15 protein-coding genes are annotated in these 17,734 nt (G+C 71.5%); all 15 read right to left on the bottom strand.

Going from position 1 to position 17,734, the window contains the following annotated elements:
* Positions 1–27 precede the first annotated feature (27 nt).
* The 15 genes from AC3IPY_RS09325 to AC3IPY_RS09255 all read right to left on the bottom strand — a co-directional run bounded on the left by AC3IPY_RS09325 (position 28) and on the right by AC3IPY_RS09255 (position 17,733).
* The gene (locus AC3IPY_RS09325) at positions 28–1,488 is read right to left on the bottom strand and encodes an RsmB/NOP family class I SAM-dependent RNA methyltransferase (RefSeq protein WP_489188172.1); all 1,461 of its coding nucleotides are present in this window, start codon (positions 1,486–1,488) and stop codon (positions 28–30) included.
* Positions 1,485–2,429 (bottom strand): methionyl-tRNA formyltransferase, encoded by a 945-nt coding sequence (gene fmt, locus AC3IPY_RS09320; RefSeq protein WP_489188170.1) that lies wholly within the window; start codon positions 2,427–2,429, stop codon positions 1,485–1,487. Before fmt ends, AC3IPY_RS09325 begins: the two co-directional genes overlap by 4 nt.
* Before the next feature lie 38 nt (positions 2,430–2,467).
* Positions 2,468–4,423 carry a primosomal protein N' family DNA-binding protein gene (locus AC3IPY_RS09315; protein ID WP_489188169.1) on the bottom strand — a complete coding sequence of 652 codons (1,956 nt, stop codon included), beginning with the start codon at positions 4,421–4,423 and terminating at the stop codon, positions 2,468–2,470.
* Position 4,424: 1 nt separating this feature from the next.
* Positions 4,425–5,618 carry a methionine adenosyltransferase gene (gene metK / locus AC3IPY_RS09310; protein WP_489188167.1) on the bottom strand — a complete coding sequence of 398 codons (1,194 nt, stop codon included), beginning with the start codon at positions 5,616–5,618 and terminating at the stop codon, positions 4,425–4,427.
* A 51-nt stretch (positions 5,619–5,669) separates the two neighbouring features.
* Complete coding sequence (gene coaBC / locus AC3IPY_RS09305; protein WP_489188166.1) at positions 5,670–6,935, bottom strand: bifunctional phosphopantothenoylcysteine decarboxylase/phosphopantothenate--cysteine ligase CoaBC; 1,266 nt, start codon at positions 6,933–6,935, stop codon at positions 5,670–5,672.
* A gap of 11 nt (positions 6,936–6,946) precedes the next feature.
* Positions 6,947–7,204: a DNA-directed RNA polymerase subunit omega gene (rpoZ, locus tag AC3IPY_RS09300; RefSeq protein ID WP_092965504.1), complete on the bottom strand. Its 258-nt coding sequence runs from the start codon at positions 7,202–7,204 to the stop codon at positions 6,947–6,949.
* A 65-nt stretch (positions 7,205–7,269) separates the two neighbouring features.
* A complete protein-coding gene (gmk, locus tag AC3IPY_RS09295) occupies positions 7,270–8,178 on the bottom strand; it encodes a guanylate kinase (RefSeq protein WP_489188293.1) in 909 nt (302 codons plus the stop codon).
* 1 nt (position 8,179) lies between these two features.
* A complete protein-coding gene (pyrF, locus tag AC3IPY_RS09290; RefSeq protein WP_489188165.1) occupies positions 8,180–9,067 on the bottom strand; it encodes an orotidine-5'-phosphate decarboxylase in 888 nt (295 codons plus the stop codon).
* Entirely contained in the window at positions 9,064–12,351 is a 3,288-nt protein-coding gene (carB, locus tag AC3IPY_RS09285) for a carbamoyl-phosphate synthase large subunit (RefSeq protein ID WP_489188164.1), read from the bottom strand. Before carB ends, pyrF begins: the two co-directional genes overlap by 4 nt.
* Positions 12,351–13,508 carry a glutamine-hydrolyzing carbamoyl-phosphate synthase small subunit gene (gene carA, locus AC3IPY_RS09280; RefSeq protein ID WP_489188163.1) on the bottom strand — a complete coding sequence of 386 codons (1,158 nt, stop codon included), beginning with the start codon at positions 13,506–13,508 and terminating at the stop codon, positions 12,351–12,353. Before carA ends, carB begins: the two co-directional genes overlap by 1 nt.
* Complete coding sequence (locus AC3IPY_RS09275) at positions 13,501–14,058, bottom strand: PH-like domain-containing protein (RefSeq protein WP_489188162.1); 558 nt, start codon at positions 14,056–14,058, stop codon at positions 13,501–13,503. The genes carA and AC3IPY_RS09275 overlap by 8 nt, the downstream gene beginning before the upstream one ends.
* The gene (locus AC3IPY_RS09270) at positions 14,051–15,394 is read right to left on the bottom strand and encodes a dihydroorotase (protein WP_489188161.1); all 1,344 of its coding nucleotides are present in this window, start codon (positions 15,392–15,394) and stop codon (positions 14,051–14,053) included. Before AC3IPY_RS09270 ends, AC3IPY_RS09275 begins: the two co-directional genes overlap by 8 nt.
* Positions 15,394–16,344, bottom strand: coding sequence for an aspartate carbamoyltransferase catalytic subunit (locus tag AC3IPY_RS09265; protein ID WP_489188160.1), 951 nt, complete (start codon positions 16,342–16,344; stop codon positions 15,394–15,396). The genes AC3IPY_RS09270 and AC3IPY_RS09265 overlap by 1 nt, the downstream gene beginning before the upstream one ends.
* Positions 16,341–16,883: a bifunctional pyr operon transcriptional regulator/uracil phosphoribosyltransferase PyrR gene (pyrR, locus tag AC3IPY_RS09260; protein WP_489188159.1), complete on the bottom strand. Its 543-nt coding sequence runs from the start codon at positions 16,881–16,883 to the stop codon at positions 16,341–16,343. Before pyrR ends, AC3IPY_RS09265 begins: the two co-directional genes overlap by 4 nt.
* Positions 16,884–17,016: 133 nt before the next feature.
* Positions 17,017–17,733 carry a DsbA family protein gene (locus AC3IPY_RS09255; RefSeq protein WP_489188158.1) on the bottom strand — a complete coding sequence of 239 codons (717 nt, stop codon included), beginning with the start codon at positions 17,731–17,733 and terminating at the stop codon, positions 17,017–17,019.
* Between the last annotated feature and the right edge of the window lies 1 nt (position 17,734).

Below are 17,734 nucleotides of genomic sequence, written 5' to 3'. Positions count from 1 at the left end.
CGGCGGTCGGTGGCTGCCGCCGGCCTCTCAGGAGCGCGCGACCCGACGCACGAGCGCGATGAACATCGCATCGGTGCCGTGCCGGTGCGGCCACAGCTGCACGGTCGAGGCATCGGGCCCCAGATCGAGCGGATGCCGCGACACGGCCTGCACGACCGCGGCGGTGTCGAGCGACTCGGCGGCCGACCCCCAGCGACCGAGCGCCGCGCCCAAGGAGCCGTGCGTCTCGGCGGTGTGCGGCGAGCAGGTGATGTACGCCAGGACGCCGCCGGGGGCGAGGGCCGCGAACGCCGCGTCGAGGAGTTCGCCCTGCAGCCGCGTGAGCTCGGCGACGTCTTCGGGGCGCTTGCGCCAGCGCGCCTCCGGCCTGCGGCGGAGCGCTCCGAGACCCGTGCACGGCGCATCGAGGAGGATGCGGTCGAAGCCGCCCGGTGCGCCGAACGCCGCCGGGTCGAGCTCGCGGCCGTCGCCGACGCGCACGTCGACCTCGAGCGGCACGCCCGCGATCGCGGCTCGCACGAGCTCTGCCCTGGCCGGCACCACCTCGTTCGCGGCGAGCACGGCCCCGCCCGCGAGCGCCTCGGCGGCGAGCACGGCGGTCTTGCCGCCCGGCCCCGAGCAGAGGTCGAGCCATCGTTCGCCCGGCCGCACCGGCGTCGCACGGCTGAGTGCGAGGGCGGCGAGCTGCGAGCCCTCGTCCTGCACGCGGATGCGTCCGCCCGCCGCCTCGACGACGGCGATCGGGTTCTCGGCCGTTCCGCCGATCGGCGAGTACCGGTCGGGCGCGAAGCCCTCGATGCCGCTGAGTTCGTCGGGGCCGTCGCCGACACCGGGCAGCACCGCGAGGTTGACGCGCGGCGAGGCGTTGTCGGCCTCGAGCAGCGCCTCGAGCTCGTCGGCCCTGCCCTCGCGGGCGAGGGCGGAGCGCAGGGCGCGCACGACCCACGCCGGGTGGCTCTCGAGTCGCGCGAGCCGATCGTCGTCGCCGGATGCGCCCTCGGCGACGAGATCGCGCCAGGCCGCGGCATCCGTGCGCGAGACGGTGCGGAGCACCGCGTTGACGAAGCCCGCCGCCTTCGGGGCGACCCGGCGCACGAGGTCGACCTGTTCGTTCACCGCGGCGTGGGTCGGCACCCTCGTCGCCAGCAATTGGTGCGCGCCCAGACGCAGCACGTCGAGCACGGCCGGGTCGATCGCCTCGGCCGAGCGCCCGGCCGCGAGCTCGATCACGTGATCGTAGTAGCCCTGGCGGCGAAGGGTTCCGTAGGTCAGTTCGGTCGCGAACGCGGCGTCCGCGGTGCTGAGCCGCGCCCGACGGATGCGCGCGGGCAGCAGCAGGTTGGCATAGGCCTCGTCGCGGCGAACCGCCTCGAGCACGTCGAACGCGACCGTGCGCGCCGGCGAGACCTTCGGCTGGTGTGCTGAGGAAGGGCGGCGAGGTGCGCCGCTGCGGCCTGCGCCGGTACCGCCTCCGCGCTGCGCGTTCATTCGGCCACCGCCCCGCTGCGGCCTGAGCCGCGCCACCAGTCGGGCGCGGACATCGCCGTCTTGCCGGCCGGCTGCACCCGCACCACCTCGACCGGCACGTCGGCCGTGCCGACGACGAGCCGTCGACCGATGGTCGCGAACTCGCCTGGGGCGAGCTCCGGTGCGTCGGCGAGGTCATCGCGATCGACGGTGCCCGCGAGTTCGAGCAGCTTCAGCCTCGCCCCGTCGAGCGTCGTCCACGCGCCGGGCTCGGGCGTGACACCGCGATAGCGCGCGAGCACCCGACGTGCCGGCGCGGTCCAGTCGATGCGGGCGTCGTCGATGCCGAGCTTCGGCGCGAACGAGGGCTCCCCCACCTGCGGGATGGCCTGGGCGGTGCCCTCGGCGATGCCGTCGACGACGTCGGCGAGCAGGGCCGCGCCGCTGACCGCGAGCGCGTCGAGCAGGGTGCCGGCCGTGTCGTGCTCGACGATCGGATGCACGAGGGCGGCGAGGACGTCGCCCGCGTCGAGCTCGGGCACGAGCCGGAACACGGCCGCTCCGGTCTCGGCGTCGTCGGCGATGAGCGCGTGCTGCACGGGCGCCGCGCCACGCCAGGCCGGGAGCAGCGAGAAGTGCAGGTTGATCCACCCGTGCACGGGCGTCGACAGCAGCGGTTCCCGCACGAGCCCGCCGTAGGCCACGATGACCCCGAGATCGGGTTCGGATGCCGCGATGCGGGCCGTGACCGCCTCGTCGAGCCTCGCCGCCTCGATGATCTCGAGGCCGAGGCGCTCGGCCGCCTGGGCGACCGGCGACGGCGTCAGCACGCGCTTGCGGCCGAGCGGAGCCGACGGGCGCGTGACGACCGCGACGATCTCGTGGCCGCTGCCGGCGAGTCGTTCGAGCGAGGGAACGGCGGCGGCCGGCGTACCGGCGAACACGAGACGGAGCTTCTGCACACTCCATTGTCGCCGACGCGACGGCGAGCACCGACGGCTCAGGGCACCTCGGGGTCGTCGAAGCGCACGCGGAGCACGGCCGGGCGGCGCACCGGGCGGCCGCTCACCGGACGCCGGCGTTCGGTCGCCACGCGGATCATCTCGGAACGCAGCTCGCGCGCGACGCGGGCGCCGGCCGCGTAGTCGAAGCGCACGAGCGCCCGCGAGAGGTCGTCGTCGACCGGCGTGGGTCCGAGTACGTCGACCCCCGGAACCGTCTTCGCGGCGGCGACGGCTTTCGCCACGTTCGCAGCCGAAGCGGTGACGCTCGCGACGCGCACCGCGGGCGGGAACCGCAGCGCCCGACGCGACGCCAGCTCGGTCGCCGCCCAGTCTGCCTGGCGCCACGTCGTGAGCGCCGTGGCGAGGGCTCCCCCGACGCCGACGAGGAACACCGGCGATCCGGGAGCCACGAGCGCTGCGGCGTTCGACCACCAGCGCAAGCAGTCTTCAGCGACGCGTAGGGACTCGCGCAGCAGCATCCGCTCGCCGTCGAGCAACAGCACGGCGCGGTAGCCGCCGTCGGCGATGGGCTCCGCACCACGCGTGGCGACGACGAGCGCGGGCTCAGCGCCGACGCGCAGCACCGGCTTCTCGCCGTCGGAGAGCACGACCCGCGTGTTCGGGAACGCGCGGCCGAGTTCATCGGCCGTGCGGCTGGCCCCGATGGTGACCGCCCTGAGCCGGGTGCCCTCGCAGGTCGGGCACGCCCAGCCGGTCGCGGTCGTGCCGCAGAGCACGCAGCGCGCGACCCCGCCCTCGCGGGGAATCGCCAGCCCGCCCCCGCACGCCGCGCACCGCGCCGGCTCACGGCAGCGGTCGCAGGCGAGCAGCGGCGCGTTGCCGGGCCTCGCCACCTGCACGAGCAACGGGCCCTCGCGAGCGGCCTCCTGCGCCTGACGCCAGGCAGCGGACGGGATGCGGGCGGAGCCTGGCTCCTGCGAGGCCTGGTTCTCGGTCGGGATGACCCGGGGTCGCGCCTGCCTGGCACCCGGCACCTCGGCGACCCAGCCGATCTCGACGAGCCTGACGAGCTCGACGCTCGGGGCATGGCCGACGAACAGGAGGGCTGCACCCGACTGCTCTTTGCGAATGAGCGCGGCGTCGCGCGGATGCACGCCGGGCGAAAGCTGCTCGTTCATGAGCGAGTCGCCGTCGTCCCACATGGCGATCAGCCCGAGGCGCGCGGCCGGCGCGTAAACCGTCGACCGGTTGCCGATGACGACGCGGGCGGCGTCGCCGGTGGCGTCGAGGAACGAACGGAACCGGGCTCCCCCGCTCTGACGCGCGTCGGTGCGGACGATGCGCCGGGCGTCGACGGCGGACTCGAGCGCGGCCTGCAACTGCTCCTGATCGCGGTAGTCGGGCACGACCAGCAGGCTCGACCGATCGTCGGTGAGCGTGTGCGCCGCCGCCTGTGCGAGCGTCAACGCCCATGCGCCGACCCAGACGCCGGATGCGAGCTGCACGGGCCTCGGGTCGGCGGCGAACCACATGCGCTCGCCCGCCCGAATCCCCTGCTCGAGTCTGGCGTCGGCCGCGCCGTGGATCGGCGGAGGCGACTCGGGCAACGGGCCGGGGTCTGGCTCCGCCGCCGACCAGGATCGTTCGACGCGCACGTACCGTGACGGCACGGCGAGCCGGAGCACGTCGCTCGCGTTGCCCGCGGCGCGGTCGGCCACGGCGCGAGCCAGCGCCCACACCTCTGGCGTGAGCAGCGGAACCTCGGACACGACGTCTTCGAGGTCGCTCAGTCGGCCCTCGAACTCGCTGGACTCGACGAGCTCGACGAGCCATCCGTTCGCGATGCGCCCTCCGGAGCGCAACGGCACCCGGACCCGAACGCCCGGCTTCGCCTGCTCGCGCAGGCGCTCGGGGACGCGATAGTCGAAGAGCTGATCGAGCTGCGGGAGGGGCGAGTCGACGAGCACCCTGGCGACGGAGCCGCCCGTCACGTCAGAGTCCGGCGGTGGCGCGCAGGTCGTCGACCCGGTCGAGCCGCTCCCACGTGAAGTCGGGAAGTTCTCGGCCGAAGTGCCCGTACGCCGCCGTCTGCGCGTAGATGGGCCGAAGCAGGTCGAGGTCGCGGATGATCGCCGCGGGGCGCAGGTCGAACACCTCGCGGATGGCCCCGATGATGCGGTCTTCAGCCACATGCGCGGTGCCGAACGTCTCGACGTAGAGCCCGACGGGAGCGGCCTTGCCGATGGCGTAGGCGACCTGCACCTCGAGCCGGTCGGCGAGGCCCGCCGCGACCGCGTTCTTCGCGACCCAGCGCATGGCGTAGGCCGCCGAACGGTCGACCTTCGACGGGTCCTTTCCGCTGAAGGCGCCGCCGCCGTGACGGCTCGCGCCGCCGTAGGTGTCGATGATGATCTTGCGGCCGGTGAGGCCGGCGTCGCCCTGAGGGCCGCCGATCTCGAAGCGCCCGGTCGGGTTGATGAGCACCGAGAGCTCGGGCCGCGAGAGCTCGACCAGATCGAGCACGGGGGTGATCACGAGCTCTTCGACCTCGGCGCGCAGCTGGTCGGTCGAGACCTTCGGCGAGTGCTGGGTCGAGAGCACGACGGTCTCGATCGTGCGCGGAACCTGGCCGTCGTAGCCGATCGTGACCTGCGTCTTGCCGTCGGGGCGCAGGTAGTCGAGTTCGCCGGCCTTGCGCACCTCGGTGAGGCGTTCTGCGAGCCGATGCGCGATCCAGATGGGAACGGGCATCAGCTGCGGAGTTTCGCGCGTGGCGTAGCCGAACATGATGCCCTGGTCGCCGGCACCCTGCTTGTCGAGTGCGTCTTCGCTGAAGCTCTCGCGCGACTCGAACGCGTCGTCGACGCCCTGCGCGATGTCGGGCGACTGCCCGCCGATCGAGACCGAGACTCCGCAGGAGCGCCCGTCGAACCACACGTCGGAGGAGTCGTAGCCGATGGAGGTGATGCGTTCGCGCACGATCGCCGGGATCTCGACGTACCCCGACGTGCTGACCTCGCCGGCGACGTGCACGAGACCCGTCGTCACGAGCGTCTCGACCGCGACGCGACTCTTCGGATCTTCGCGGAGCAGGGCGTCGAGGATCGAGTCGGAGACCTGGTCGCAGATCTTGTCGGGGTGGCCCTCGGTCACGGACTCGGAGGTGAAGAGTCGGAGCTGGCTCATGGGCGCGGTCTTCTTTCGTCGGGAGCGTGAACGGATGCGGGCACGAACCGCCTAGGCGGTGGTGACCGGACCCGACGCGCTCAGCGTATCGGCCGTGCCACCCGGTTCGCCGCCCAGATGACGTGTCACGACATCGAGGATGCCCTCTGCCACCGACATCTTGCTGCCGGATCGGCGATCGGCGATGACGCCGCCTCGTTCGAGGATCACGACGCTGTTCTCCTCGCGGGCGAAGCCCTCGGTCCAGCCGACGCGATTGACGACCAGCAGGTCGGCGCCCTTGGCCTCGAGCTTCGCGGTGCCGAGCTCGAGCAACCGGTCGTCCTCCGGCTCGGTCTCGGCCGCGAATCCGACGAGGAGGGTGCCGTCGTGCGGGGCGTGCCCCAACCCGGCGAGGATGTCGGGATTGCGGACGAGCTCCAGCGTGAGTCCGTCGTCGCCCGGTTGCTTCTTGATCTTGGACTCGCTCACCGAGGCCGGGCGGTAGTCGGCCACGGCCGCGGCCATCACGACGACATCGGCGCCGCGCGCGGCCTCGACGACGGCGGCCTGCAGTTCTGCGGCCGTGGAGACCGAGCGGATGTCGCAGCCTGCGGGGTTCGCGACCTCGAGGTTCGCGGCGATGAGCGTGACCTCGGCTCCGCGAGCCCTGGCGGCCTCGGCGATGGCGGCGCCCTGCTTTCCGCTGGACCGGTTGCCGAGGAAGCGCACCGGATCGAGCGGCTCGCGCGTGCCGCCCGCGGTCACCACGACCCGGCGACCGGCGAGATCGCGTCGGGCGGATGCCTCGACCCGGCGGAGTGCGGCCTCGACGATGACGTCGGGCTCCTCCATGCGACCGGGGCCGCTGTCGGCCCCCGTGAGCTGGCCCACCGCGGGACCGACGACCGTTACGCCGCGGTCGCGCAGCGTCTGGATGTTCTGCCGCGTCGCGGCGTTCGACCACATCTCGGTGTGCATCGCCGGGGCGATGACCACCGGAGCCTCGCTCGCGAGGATCGTGTTGCCGAGCAGGTCGTCGGCGAGCCCGGCCGCCAGCTTCGCGATCGAGTTGGCGGTCGCCGGTGCGATCACGATGAGGTCGGCGGCCTGCCCGATCGCGACATGGCGCACCTCGGACACGCCCTCGTAGAGGTCGACGTGCACGGGATTGCGGGAGATCGCCTCCCATGTCGGTCGACCGACGAAGCGCAGCGCGCCCTCGGTCGGCACGACGTGGACGTCATGCCCCGCGAGCACCAGCGCACGTACGACGCCGACGGCCTTGTACGCCGCGATGCCGCCCGTGATGCCGACGACGATGTTGAGCCGCGACATCCGCTTCGTGCTTACTCGCCGATCGGGCGGAGCACCAGCTTGTCTTCGTTGATCTCGTGCATCGCCACCGAAAGCGGCTTGTCGTCGATCGAGGAGTCGACCAGCGGTCCGACGTTGTCGAAGAGGCTGCCCTCGTGCAGGTCGGCGTAGTAGTCGTTGATCTGACGCGCGCGCTTGGAGGCGAAGATCACGAGCTGGTACTTCGAGTCGACCTTGGAAAGCAGGTCGTCGATGGGCGGGTCGATGATGCCGGACAGCTTCTCAGCCATGGAGATACTCCTTCGATACGAACATGCGCACCTCGCGTGCGCCGGAAAACCGTGGCCCGGGCAGCTCAACGCCGCCCTGAACGGGGCCTCATTAAGTCTACGACCTTTTGGGCGGCCTCGGGCACGTCGTGGTTCACGACCTGGTGATCGAACTCGTCGACGGCCGCCAGCTCGACCTTCGCGGTCTCGAGGCGGCGCTGCTGCTCGGCAGGGCTCTCGGTGCCTCGGCCCACGAGTCGGCGCACCAGTTCGTCCCACGACGGCGGCAGCAGGAAGACGAGCGTCGCCTCGGGCATGGCCCGTCGAACGGCGCGTGCGCCCTGGATGTCGATCTCGAGGAGCACGCTGTCGCCCGCGGCGATCGCCTCCTCGACGGGGCCGCGCGGCGTGCCGTAGCGGCTCGCGTTGTGCACGGTGGCCCACTCGAGCAACTCGTCGGCCTCGATGAGGCGATCGAACTCGGCGTCGTCGACGAAGAAGTAGCTCTCCCCCTCGACCTCGCCCGGGCGCGGTGCTCGCGTCGTCGCCGAGACCGAGAGCCGCACCTCGGGATGATGGCGGCGGATGTAGGACGCGACCGTGCCCTTGCCGACCGCGGTCGGACCGGCCAGCACGACGAGCCGGTCGCCGGTGCCGCCGTGCGACGCGATCCACGCGGCGACGAACTCGCGGAGCCGTCGCCGTTGGAGCCGGCCGAGCCCGCCGAGCCGCTTCGCGGTGGAGATCTCGAGGTCCTCGAGGATGCGGGCCGTCTTCGTCACGCCGATGGCCGGGATCGACGTCAGGTACTCGGTCACGCGCAGGCGGCCCTCGGCCGATTCGGCGTCCTCGAACGCGACGCGCAGCACGTCGAGCGGGCTGCGCTCCCCCGCGGCGATGGAGGCCTTGACGGCCGCGCGAGCACGGCGTGCGGCGACGGCCGCTCGGGATGCCGCGACGCGGTCGACCTCTGGCGGTGTCGATCTGCTGACCACCTCAGGCACCGACCGCTCCGTACTCGTCGGCACGGCGCGCGATGGCGTCGGCGATGCCGTCGGGGCCGGCGGAGAGCAGCGAACGGGACTCGTTGGCGATCACGCCCGCCGAGTACGCGCCGAATCGCACGCGCAGGTCGCCGGGCTCGGCGCCCTGGTGCCCGAAGCCCGGTGCGAGCACGGGCAGGCCGGGACGCGGGGGCTCGACGTCGGTGGGAATGCCGGCGGCGCGCAGATCGGTCGTGGCGCCGAAGACGACGCCGATCGACCCCAACGCCCGCCCCGCGGCATCCGCTCGGCCCTGGTTCCAACCGATGACGCCCTGCGTGATCGCACCCGCGACCGTGTGACCGGCGCGGCTCGACTGCTGCAGCACGGCGCGCTGGATGGCGGATGCCTCGGGGTTGGACGTGGCGGCGAGCACGAACAGTCCCTTGCCCGCCGCCTCGGCGGCGAGCATGACCTGCTCGATCGAGCCGAGTCCCTGGTACGCGCTGATCGTCATCGCGTCGGCCTCGAGGCTCGAACCGGGCCGGAGCCAAGCCTCGCCGTAGGCGTCGACCGTCGACCCGATGTCACCGCGCTTGACGTCGGCGATCACGAGAAGTCCCGCGTCGCGCGCCTCGCGGAGGAGGCGCTCGAGCGCGGCGTAGCCGGCCGCGCCGTGACGCTCGAAGAACGCGATCTGCGGCTTCAGGATGCCCACCCTGCCGGCCGCGGCCTCGACGACGCGCAGTCCGAACTCGCGGAGGCCCTCGGCGGAATCGGGCTGACCCCAGACCTCGAGGAGTGCGGCATGCGGGTCGAGCCCGACGCAGAGTCGCCCATAGGAGGCGAGTGCCGCGTCGAGCCGCTCACCGAACGGGATCACGGTGCTCGCCGCGCTCATGCCGTGGCCCCGCGGCGGATCGCGTACTCCTGGAGGCTCGTCACCTCGAACGGTTCGCCGCTCGCGTCGATCGAGGCGACGGCCGCGGCCAGCTCGGCGATCGTCGTGAACAGCGGGATGTCGGCGGAGACAGCCGCAGCACGGATCTCGTAGCCGTCGGCCCGAGCCGAGCGGCCGCTCGGCGTGTTCACGACGAGGGCGACCTCGCCGCGGTGGATGAGTTCGACGACCGAGGTCGCGTCGTCACTGGCCTTCTCGCTGTACTTCGTCACCTCGCGCGCCGCGATGCCGTTGCGGCGGAGCACCTCGGCGGTGCCCTCGGTCGCGGCGATCTCGAACCCGAGCTGGTGCAGGCGCAGGATCGGCAGGATGATCGCGCGCTTGTCGCCGTCGGAGACCGATACGAAGACCGTGCCGCTCGTGGGCATGCCTCCGTAGGCGGCGAGCTGGCTCTTCGCGAACGCGCGCGGGAAGTCGCGGTCGATGCCCATGACCTCGCCGGTGGAGCGCATCTCGGGGCCGAGCACCGAGTCCACGACGAGCCCCTCCTTGGTGCGGAACCGGTGGAAGGGCAGCACGGCCTCCTTGACCGCGACGGGGGCGTCGAGCGGCACGCGGGAGCCGTCGGATGCCGGGAGCAGCCCCTCGGCGATGAGCTCGGCGACACTCGCGCCGACCATGATGCGCGAGGCGGCCTTGGCGAGCGGAATGCCGAGCGCCTTCGAGACGAAGGGCACGGTGCGGCTCGCGCGCGGGTTCGCCTCGAGCACGTAGAGCACCCCTGCGCCGATCGCGAACTGCACGTTCAGCAGGCCCTTGACGCCGATGCCCTCGGCGATGGCCCGCGTCGCCTCGCGCACCCGGTCGATCTCGGCACGGCCGAGCGTGACGGGCGGCAGCGTGCAGCTCGAGTCGCCGGAGTGGATGCCGGCCTCCTCGATGTGCTCCATGACGCCGCCGATGTAGAGGTCGGTGCCGTCGTAGAGCGCGTCGACGTCGATCTCGATCGCGTCGTCGAGGAAGCGATCCACGAGCAGCGGATGCGTCGGGCCGACGATGCCCTGGCCCTCGATGCGCGAGAAGTAGTCGGCGAGCGACGGCGTGTCGTAGACGATCTCCATGCCTCGGCCGCCGAGCACGTAGCTCGGCCGCACGAGCACCGGATAGCCGATGCCCTCGGCGACCTGCACGGCGCCCGCGAGGTCGATCGCGGTGCCGTTGCGGGGTGCGAGCAGCCCAGCGGCGTCGAGGATGCCCGAGAACAGGCCGCGCTCCTCGGCGAGGTCGATGGCGTCGGGGGTCGTGCCGAGGATCGGAACGCCTGCGGCCTCGAGGCCCTTGGCCAGGCCGAGCGCGGTCTGCCCGCCCAGCTGCACGACGACGCCGACGAGCTCGCCCGACTGCGACTCGGCGTGGATGACCTCGAGGACGTCTTCGAGGGTGAGCGGCTCGAAGTAGAGTCGGTCGCTCGTGTCGTAGTCGGTGGACACCGTCTCGGGGTTGCAGTTGATCATGATCGTCTCGAACCCCGCCGCCGACAGCGCGAACGACGCGTGCACGCAGGAGTAGTCGAACTCGACGCCCTGGCCGATGCGGTTCGGGCCGGAGCCGAGGATGACGACCTTGCGGCGATCCGACGGCACGACCTCGGTCTCGAAGTCGTAGCTGGAGTAGTGGTACGGCGTGAGTGCCGGGAACTCCCCCGCGCAGGTGTCGACGGTCTTGAAGACCGGGCGGATGCCGAGGATGTGGCGCACCTCGCGGGCGTCGGCTTCGCCGAAGCCGCGGAGCTGACCGATCTGCGCATCGGAGAAGCCGTGGTCCTTCGCGAGCAGGAGCAGGTCGGTGTCGAGGTTCTCGGCGGCGGCGACCTGCTCGGCCACCTCGTTGATGAGCACGATCTGGTCGAGGAACCACGGGTCGATCTTCGTCGCCTCGAAGGCCTGCTCGATCGACGCGCCCTTGCGCAGCGCCTGCTGCACGAGCACGATACGGCCGTCGGTGGGGGTGCGCGAGGCTTCGAGCAGCTCGTCGACCGTGCGCGCCTCCTCGCCCCAGTGGAACGAGGATCCGCGCTTCTCGAGCGAGCGGAGGGCCTTCTGCAGCGCCGTCGCGTAGTTGCGGCCGATGGCCATCGCCTCGCCGACCGACTTCATGGTGGTCGTGAGCGTCGGGTCGGCGGCCGGGAACTTCTCGAACGCGAACCGCGGCACCTTGACGACGACGTAGTCGAGCGTGGGCTCGAAGCTCGCGGGGGTGACGCGCGTGATGTCGTTCGGGATCTCGTCGAGCCGGTAGCCGATGGCCAGCTTCGCGGCGATCTTCGCGATCGGGAAGCCGGTGGCCTTGGAGGCGAGCGCGCTCGAACGCGAGACGCGCGGGTTCATCTCGATCACGATGATGCGGCCGTCGGTCGGGTCGATCGCGAACTGGATGTTGCAGCCACCCGTGTCGACGCCGACGCGACGGATGATGTCGATGCCGATGTCGCGGAGGTTCTGGTACTCGCGGTCGGTCAGCGTGAGCGCCGGGGCGACCGTGATCGAGTCGCCGGTGTGGACGCCGACGGGGTCGACGTTCTCGATCGAGCAGACGACGACCGTGTTGTCGGCCGTGTCGCGCATGAGCTCGAGCTCGTACTCCTTCCAGCCGAGGATCGACTCCTCGAGGAGGACCTCGGTCGTCGGCGAGTTCTGCAGGCCCTGCGTCACGATGCGCACGAGGTCCTCCTCGGTGTAGGCGAAGCCCGAACCGAGGCCGCCCATCGTGAACGAGGGGCGCACCACCAGCGGGTAGCCGAGGTCGAGGGCGAACTCCTTCGCCTGCTCGAGCGTCTTCGCGACGTGCGAGCGCGCCACGCCGGCACCGGCCTCGATCACGAGGTCCTTGAAGAGCTGACGGTCTTCACCCTTGCGGATGGCCTCGACCTTGGCGCCGATGAGCTCGACGCCGTGCTTCTGCAGGATGCCGGCGTCGTGGAGCGAGATCGCGGCGTTCAGCGCGGTCTGGCCGCCGAGCGTGGGCAGCACCGCGTCGGGCCGCTCCTTGATGATGATGGACTCGATGATCTCGGGCGTGATCGGCTCGATGTAGGTCGCGTCGGCGAAGTCGGGGTCGGTCATGATCGTGGCCGGGTTCGGGTTCACGAGGATGACGCGCACCCCCTCGGCGCGCAGGACGCGGCAGGCCTGGGTGCCGGAGTAGTCGAACTCCGCCGCCTGGCCGATGACGATCGGACCGGATCCGATGACGAGGACGCTGTTGATATCGTCGCGCTTGGGCATCAGGCGTGGTTCTCCTTGCTCGCGATGACCATCTCGCGGAACCGGTCGAAGAGGTAGTTGGCGTCGCGCGGCCCGGCCGCCGACTCCGGGTGGTACTGCACCGAGAAGGCGGGGATGTCGAGGCAGTTGAGGCCCTCGACGACGTTGTCGTTGAGGTCGACATGGCTGACCTCGACGCGGCCGAAGCCCTCGCTCGACTCGCTCACGCGATCGATGGGGGCGTCCACGGCGAAGCCGTGGTTGTGGGCGGTGATCTCCACCCGGCCCGTCGCGCGGTCGACGACGGGCTGGTTGATGCCGCGATGGCCGAACGGCAGCTTGTAGGTTCCGAACCCGAGGGCCCGGCCGAGCAGCTGGTTGCCGAAGCAGATGCCGAAGTAGGGCACGCCGGCACGCAGCGCGCTGCGGAGGATCTCGACATGGCGGTCGGATGCCGCGGGGTCGCCGGGTCCGTTCGAGAAGAACAGGGCGTCTGGCCGGTCGGCGAGCACCTCCTCGGCCGTGATCGACTGCGGCAGGACCTTGACGTCGAACCCGCGTTCGGCGAGGAAGTTCAGCGTCGAGGTCTTCACGCCCAGGTCGAGCACGGCGACCGAGCCGACGCGGTCGCCCTTCGCCGCGAGTTCGTAGGGCTCGCTCGTCGAGACCGAGTCCGAGAGGTTGCGACCCGTCATCTCGGTCGTCCCCTGCACGAGCTCGAGCTGCTCGCCGTGCGTGAGCGTCGCCGCCTCGCCCGAGAAGATGCCGGAGCGCATGGCGCCGGCGGAGCGCAGGTGGCGCGTGAGCGCCCTCGTGTCGATGCCGCTGATGCCGACGACGCCGGCGGACTCGAGGTCGTCGTCGAGGCTGCGCTGCGAGCGGAAGTTCGACACGACGCGCGATGGGTCGCGCACGACGAAGCCGGCGACCCAGATGCGCGCCGACTCCATGTCCTCGTCGTTCATGCCGGTGTTGCCGATGTGCGGCGCCGTCATCATGACGATCTGCCCGGCGTACGACGGGTCGGTCAGCGTCTCCTGATACCCGGTCATGCCGGTCGCGAAGACGGCCTCGCCGAGCGTGCGTCCGCGGGCGCCGTATGCGCGGCCCTCGAACCGGGTGCCGTCTTCGAGCACGAGCACGGCCGGCTCGTGCAGGCGGGTGGTGGTCTCAGTCATCCGAGGCCTCGCTCTCCTTCTGTGGCTGCAGCACTGGACGCGCTGCGGCGATGTCGTTGACGGCGTCGATGATGCGCGCCGAGTCGCCCGGATTGCGGGCTCTGAGGTAGCTGTCGACGTAGGGAGCCACGCGATCGGGCTCGGCGTCGTGGAGGTTCACGATCCAGCTGACGGCGACGAGTCCGCCGGGCTCGACGCCGCGGTCGATGGCGTATGTCGCCTCGCCAGCGGACACGAGCCGGTCGGCCGGGACGAACGAGGGCTGCTCCCCCGCGATGCGGAGCACGAGCCCTTCGCGGAAGACCTCGACACGTCCGGACCCCCGGAACGCGAGGCCCTCGACGGCGAGTCGTTCGAGCGGGGTGCCGATGGGCGTGGTCGCCACGTAGAGCACCTCGGTCTCGAGCAGGGCCGCACCGGCCAGGGCCGGCACCGCGTACGCCGTGAGCTTCTCGTCGCGCGCGACCCGACGCCGCCAGGAACGCCAGGCGAGCCAACCGAGGGCGACGATGACGATGACGGCGACGACGGCGCCGATCCACTTATCCACGGGCACCTCCGGTGGCGAGGATCGCCAGTCGTGCGACCTCGTCGGCGGGCTGCACGACGCCGTCGAGCAGCGTCGCGTAGCCGGCGTGGAAGGTCGCGACGACCCGCCCGGGCAGCGTGCGCCCGAGGTAGGGCGAGTTGACGCTGCGCCCCGCCAGCCGGTCGAGACCGAACTCGGATGCCGCAGCGGGGTCGTAGAGCGTCAGCTCGGGGGCTGCGCCGACGGCGATCGCCTCGCCATGGCCCCGGAGCCGGCCGATGCGGGCCGGCGTCGACGAGAGCACGCGGGCGACGTCGGCCCAGTCGAGCAGTCCGTTCTCGACGACCGAGGCGTGCACCACCGAGAGGGCGGACTCGAGTCCGACCATGCCGTTCGCCGCGGCATCCCACTCGCTCTGCTTGGCCTCGACCGGGTGCGGCGCGTGGTCGGTCGCGACGATGTCGATCGTGCCGTCGGCGAGGGCGGCACGAAGCGCCTCGACGTCTTCGGCGCGGCGCAGCGGCGGGTTGACCTTGTAGCGCGGGTCGTAGCTCGAGACGAGGTCTTCGGTGAGCAGCAGGTGATGCGGCGTGACCTCGGCGGTCACGTCGATGCCGCGGGCCTTGGCCCAGCGGATCACCTCGACCGAACCCGCGGTGGACACGTGGCACACATGCAGGCGGCTGCCGACGTGCTCGGCCAGCAGCACGTCGCGCGCGATGATCGATTCCTCGGCGACCGCGGGCCAGCCGGCGAGCCCGAGCTCGCCAGACAGTGCGCCCTCGTTCATCTGGGCGCCCTGCGTGAGGCGGGGCTCCTGCGCGTGCTGGGCGATGACGCCGTCGAACGCCTTGACGTACTCGAGCGCGCGGCGCATGAGCATCGGGTCGAAGACGCAGAACCCGTCGTCGCTGAAGACGCGAACGTTCGCACGGGAGCGGGCCATGGCTCCGAGCTCCGCGAGCTGCTCGCCCTTGAGCCCGACGGTGACGGCGCCGATCGGCTGCACGGTCGCGTAGCCGGCCGCGAGTCCGAGGCTCGCCTCCTGCTCGACGACGCCGGCCGTGTCGGCCACAGGTGACGTGTTGGCCATGGCGAACACCGCCGTGAAGCCTCCGGCGGCCGCGGCCTGCGTTCCGGTGAGCACGGTCTCGCTCTGCTCGTACCCGGGCTCGCGCAGGTGCGTGTGCAGGTCGACGAGACCGGGAAGGGCGATGAGGCCGTCGGCGTCGACGACCGTCGCGCCCGCGGCATCCGCGATTCGGCCGACCTCGGCGATGATGCCGCCCTCGAGGAGGATGTCGGCGCGCTCACCCGTGGGCAGGGTCGCACCGGTGATGAGGAACGACTCGCGCATCAGGCCTCACCTCGTTCGCCCGAGAGCAGAAGGTACAGGGCGGCCATTCTCACTGATACTCCGTTCGCGACCTGCTCCCTGACCGTGGACTGCGCTGAGTCCGCCGCGAGGGCGGAGATCTCCAGCCCTCGGTTCATCGGCCCGGGATGCATGACCATCGTAGTCGTGGGCAACTGGGAGAACCTGGCATCGTCCAGCCCCCAGGTTCGTGCGTATTCGCGGCTGTTCGGGAAGAACGCCCCGTGCATGCGCTCCGCCTGGATGCGGAGCATCATGACGACATCGGGCTTCGTCGCCAGTGCCTCGTCGAGGTCGAAGAGCACGGTCGCCGGCCACCCGGCCATGTCGACCGGCACGAGCGTCGGCGGGGCCACCAGCGTGACCTCGGCCCCGAGCGTCGTGAGGAGCCACACGTTGGAACGGGCGACGCGCGAGTGCAGGATGTCGCCGACGATCACGACGCGCACGCCGTCGAGGCCCTTGCCGCGGCTCGCCGCGCCGTGCAGCCTGCTGCGCATGGTGAAGGCGTCGAGCAGGGCCTGCGTCGGGTGCTCGTGCGTGCCGTCGCCGGCGTTCACGACGCCGGCATCGATCCACCCGCTCGTCGCGAGCGTGTACGGCGCCCCGGAGGCATGGTGACGGATGACGACCCCGTCGGCGCCCATGGCCTGCAGCGTCTGCGCGGTGTCCTTGAGGCTCTCGCCCTTCGAGACGCTGGAGCCCTTCGCGCTGAAGTTGATGACGTCGGCCGAGAGTCGCTTGGCGGCGGCCTCGAACGAGATGCGCGTGCGGGTCGAGTCCTCGAAGAAGAGGTTCACGACCGTCTTGCCGCGAAGGGTCGGGAGCTTCTTCACCTCGCGGTGCTGCACGGCCGCCATGTCTTCAGCGATGTCGAGCAGGGCGACGGCCTCGTCGCGGCTCAGCTCGCGGGTGCTCAGCAGGTGCCTCATGCGGTGCTCCCCTCGATCGAGACGTGGTCTTCGACGCCGTCGATCTCGGCGAGCCGCACGTTGATGCGCTCGCTCGCGGCGCTCGGCAGGTTCTTGCCGACGAAGTCCGCGCGGATCGGGAACTCGCGGTGGCCGCGGTCGACGAGCACCGCGAGTCGCACGGCGCGGGCGCGGCCGAGATCGCTCAGGGCGTCGAAGGCCGAACGGATCGTGCGGCCCGAGTAGAGCACGTCGTCGACGAGCACCACGGTCCTGCCGTCGATCGAACCGGGGATCTCGGTCGGGGACGGCATGCGGATGCCGGTGCGTGCGAGGTCGTCTCGGTACATCGTCACGTCGAGGGAACCGGCGAGTTGCGCAGGTGCCGACGGCTCGATGCGCTGGATGACGGCGGCGATGCGTTTCGCGAGCACGGTGCCTCGCGTCGGGATGCCGAGGAGGAGGAGATGCTCGGCGCCGCGATTGGACTCGAGGATCTCGTGTGCGATGCGGGTCAGAGCCCGTTGTACGTCAGCTTGGGTGAGCACGATGCGCGCCACGGAAGCGACTCCCTTCTCCGCCTCACGGGACGGTCTTCAAGGTTGCCAGTCCTTCGAGCCTAGCAGGGCGCCCCCGCATGGGCGGCGCACGACGTGCCGCTCGCTGCGGCGCTCGGGCTCGCTCCCGTCTCGATCAGGCCTGCCCGCCGGAGGCGATGAACGAGAGGATCGCATCGCCGTCGGACACGCTGCCCGTGTAGGCGGTGCCGTTCACGACGAGCGTCGGCGTGCCCTGCACCGCGGGGATGTCGGCGCCCTCGATGCCCGCGAGCGCGGCGTCGTTCGACGCCTGGACCCACGCGGTGTACGTCTCGGCCGAGACGCAGTCGCCGACGCCGGTCGCCCCGGACGCCTCGAGCACGGTCGTGATCTCGTCGTTCGTCAGTCCGTCGGAGCCCTCGGCCGGCTGCGCGTCGTAGATCGCCGCGACCGCGTCGAGCAGGGCGTCGGGTCGGCCGACGGCGACGCAGGTCAGCGCCGAACCGGCCCGCGAGGAGTACCGCGTGCCGTTCGAACTGCGGTCGAGGAAGTTCATCGGATGGATCGAGTAGGTGATGCTGCCGTCGTCGACGAGCGCGGCGATGCCGTCGCCCGCTGCAGCCTCGAATCCCTTGCAGATCGGGCAGAGCGGATCGATCCAGACCTGCACGTCGATCGCCCCGTCGCCGGAGATGAGGGCGAAGTCGTCGAAATGCGCCGCACCCTCGACCCCGGTCGGCAACGTGACCGACGCGCCGGGCGACGAGTCGGGGTCGCCCGCGCCGTCGTCGCCTGCCGGCGAGCAGCCGGCGAGCAGCACGAGGGCGAGCAGCGCGCCCACGAGGCCGACGGAACGACGCAGGGCGGGCACG

This window comes from Agromyces sp. GL_144, from assembly GCF_057834305.1.
Note: the sequence above shows the minus strand (reverse complement) of the source record. Positions and strands in the feature narration are given on the sequence as shown.